Here is a 3689-nt window from a genome sequence, read left to right on the forward strand (position 1 = left end):
ACCTGGAATGACGAAGATTTCGTTGATATGCTCGGCTTTGAGAAAGATATCTAGGGTCTGTACCTTGGCCACGGCATACAAATCCAATTCAAAATAATTGCCTAGATTGGTGAGGTTGCTATGGACGATAAATGAGCCGGCGTCGGGCCTGTAAGTGGTATTTTGAAATTTTGATGTGTACTGGATATTTATACCCAGCGTTAGAATCATGGCTTTTTTGAAAGCGGGCATCTTGTATTCTAACGTGGTGGTGGTTCTTAAAACGGGCTGACCCATATTGAAAATCGTGGGTAATGAGGAATTGAACTTTTTGATATTGGAAGTTTGGTTAAAGTATAATCGTTTCCCGCGCATCGAAAAATTCATTTCCACCTGTTTGTATGGTTGAGATCCAAATTGCGTAAAGGGAAGAGAATCAAGGGATAAGATTGGGTTGGTCCAACTACCACTTCTAACTACCGCGAACAGTCCTAACATCCGTTTGCGAGAAGAGTCTGATTCATTATGAAAAATAACTCTACCTGCAAGGTGCTTGTCGCCTGTGAGTTCAAATTTGTTATTATATATGAAATGGTTTGAATAAAAATTTTGTTGGAAGAATGAGGCAGGGGTAGTTTGACTTTGACCTTCTGCATTGAAGTGTAAAAATTTAATACCGCTGCCGTTGTTATGATAAGATTTGCGCAAAAGATAAAAACTCCCAAAAAGTTGATGTGAATTTTTGGCATAGCCAGCATACATATATGCTGCTCTAAACTGCATCGATGGAAATCTGAATAAGCCCAGTGAACCATCCAATTGAAGTCCGACGGATTGATAGTTTAGTATTTTTTGGTTTTGTGTAAATCGCAACAAATTCGATTGATAGGTTGCAGCCTGATACAAATGTTGGACATGAAATTGAAATAAATCAGTTGATTTTTTAATTCCTATTGCCTGCGTAATCATTTGCCAAACGTTGCTATCATTCGTTTTTAGAGCGGTCTCGAAATAACGTTTGCCATAAAAATTTGTATCTCGTTTACTGTCTTTAAACTGATAGGCTGTCTTTTCCCACGACACTGCTTGGGTAATATACAGTCTTTTTTTGATCTGATACTGCTGGTGTAATTGGTGGTTGTGGCTTGAAAACAGCGATTTTGCTGTGGTTAAACGCGGGTTGTAATTGCCAAGCGGACGAATTTGAAATTTGCTCGAATCTACAGGAATAAAGAAATCTGTCTCCGATGCCAATCCCCCATTTTCTTGTCGGTTCCCGCGTTCCCAACCCAAATAAACCACCTGCTTATATTTGCCATTTTTGGAAATGGACAGTTGGTTGATATGGATATTTCGATGGGTATTATTTTGTAATGAGCCTACATATTGTTCTTGGCTGGTAACACTGTTGTAATCCAGGGTGATATTAAAGCGAGCTCCAAAATTCTGGGTATGTAGAGCATTTACCGCGATCGTTTTTCCTGGCCCTTGGAGGTATTTGAATTTAGTAAAAGGCGCAAAGGCTCTGTGCAACCGCAAATATTTGTTATTGTCGAATGGAGATAATCCAATTTGCATGGGGTTAAACATGTTAATGGCATTTGAGTTGAAATAAGCACGACCGTTTTTGGAGAAATACGATGCATTGTCGAATCCCATATAGGTTGGACTTCCCGGCTCCCCCAGATTGAACTGCTGCAAATTATATCGGTAGTTATTTACATCCACAAGAGTAGTATCCATTTGACCTGTGGAATAGATTAGCGTGTCACGCTTGTTTTTTGATGGTGTTGGTTGGTGAATAAAGGGATTGATTCCAAAAAAATCCAATGCCAAATACGGTTCGATTTTTAACAAAGTGCCTTTGGATATGGTATCTTTGGTTACTTTCGTTGTGTCTGCGGCAGCATTTTTCGGACTTTGCATTTCGATGGCTTGTCCGAATAAATCAGTTCCATGGAAAATGAGATAAGCAATGGTAAATATGAGGAGGAGCTGCTTTTTCAATGGGTCTGAATCGTATCACAAATTTGCGAATAAAAATTGAACATAACTCAAAGGGAAAAATAGATGTACACGGGAACATTGATTTTGGCGACATCATGGATTGATACGGAGATTTTGTGGCAGTTAGGCGTTTTTTTCATGTGCTTTGTTAAGTATGCCGTAGCTGTAGGGATGGCGGTTGCGCATTTTGAAAATCCCATTTGGGGCTACACTATAACCACTGTAGGAGGCATTGCCGCTGTATTTTTTTGGATATTTTTTGGCAATTGGGCACAATCAAAAATTGTAGCTTACAATTTATGGATCAAGCGCAAAAAAGGAAAAACAACGTTGGAGCACCCCAAACGCTTCAACAAGAAGAATCGATGGTTGGTGAAAATTAAGAAAAACGGCGGACTGCCCATATTATGTTTTATTACCCCCATTTCAATTGGTGTTGCCCCAGGCTGTTTGATTGCCGTTGGTTTGGAATCGGACCGATTCAAAATTTGGCTGTATATGTCGGCTAGCATAGTATTTTGGGGCATCATATTTTTTGGGAGTAAGTATTTATTGGCCTAGAACTTTATTTTCAAAGCTGGCGAGCAATATTTCCAGTGCAATCTGCGGAGCATTCGTTTATCAATCACAGCCCGATCTTGAATAAGAGCGTCGCTTGTTTTATATCGGGATTTGGGTGAATTCTTTTCAGTTTCCCTAAATAGTAAGTAAATTGTGCCTTCATATGCGTAAATCTCAGATTTTCACTTTGTTTTTGGGTGTCATTGTGTTCTTTACTGCCTGTCGCCGAGAGGTTTCATGGGACAATAGAGTGGCGGCCCCTTTGTTTAAATCCTCATTGAGTTTGGGTCAGATCGATTCAAAGTATTTGGACCATACAACTGCTGATAGTAGTTACAAACTCAAATATGAAAATTTGGTTTACACGTATCGAATGGCCAATGTGAGAGCTTACGATACCGGACTAACCGCTTCGTTTACGTTGAAAAGATTGAAATTAACGGATCGATCCATTGTTCAGAAGATCACTTTGGGCCAGATTAACCCTTTGTTTAAACTGCTCGACGGTCAGACTGCTGATATTCCGGAGCAGAACCAAGGCAACTTAACACCGGTGGATATCGATGCGAGTGCCTTTTTTGAGACCGCAACCCTAGACAGTGGATTTTTAGATATTAGTATTTCCAATAATTTGCCGGTGAAGGTAAAGTTGGTGATTTTCGAACTGACCAATGCGGGGGATAATTCTGAAGTCGCTTATGATTCCTTTACGAATATTCCAATTGGAGGCAAGGTCACCAAGCGCATCGACTTAAAGGATAAAACGGTAACGAAGACATTAAAAGGCAGTATCAAACAGTTGGTTACCGAGGCAAGTAGCGGTCCAGTTTTGATTGATGCAAGCAAGGGGGTTGACCTAGAATTGACGGTTTCTCGATTGCATCCACGGTATGCGGTTGCGGCCTTTCCAACGCAGAATGTGATTGACCAAAACGAGGGTTTGACGGTGTTTATGGGTGGTGCGGAAGTGAAGTATTTCAAGGCGAAGGCGGGTAATTTAAAAATCAAATTGGCGAGTACAATTCAGGAAGACATGACGATGTTATTTGAGATTCCGAGTGCGACCAAAGGGGGCAAGGTGCTCTCGTCGGTGGTCAAGTTGCCAGCGGCACCGCCTAATGGGGTAAGTACTCGTGATGAGT

The 3689-nt window shown here is 40.8% G+C and carries 3 protein-coding genes; 2 read left to right on the forward strand and 1 reads right to left on the reverse strand.

The genetic code is table 11. The annotated features are described in order from the left end of the window. A partial coding sequence (locus ABWO12_RS12150; protein WP_353089277.1) for a putative porin occupies nucleotides 1-1986 on the reverse strand: 1986 nt, incomplete at its 3' end. A gap of 63 nt (nucleotides 1987-2049) precedes the next feature. Here ABWO12_RS12150 and ABWO12_RS12155 point away from each other — a divergent pair. Together ABWO12_RS12155 and ABWO12_RS12160 are read left to right on the forward strand one after the other, a co-directional pair. Beyond that, a complete protein-coding gene (locus tag ABWO12_RS12155) occupies nucleotides 2050-2547 on the forward strand; it encodes a hypothetical protein (RefSeq protein ID WP_353089278.1) in 498 nt (165 codons plus the stop codon). A gap of 163 nt (nucleotides 2548-2710) precedes the next feature. Further along, the coding region (locus ABWO12_RS12160; RefSeq protein ID WP_353089280.1) for a hypothetical protein at nucleotides 2711-3689 on the forward strand (979 nt) is incomplete at its 3' end.

The sequence above is a fragment of the Flavobacterium sp. genome, assembly GCF_040379285.1.
In the GTDB taxonomy this organism is placed as follows: Bacteria; Bacteroidota; Bacteroidia; order Flavobacteriales; family Flavobacteriaceae; genus Flavobacterium.

Excerpts from the sequence above, each read along its gene's own strand:
- ABWO12_RS12155 (WP_353089278.1), top strand. The coding sequence starts at position 2,050 with ATGTACACGGGAACATTGATTTTGGCGACATCATGGATTGATACGGAG.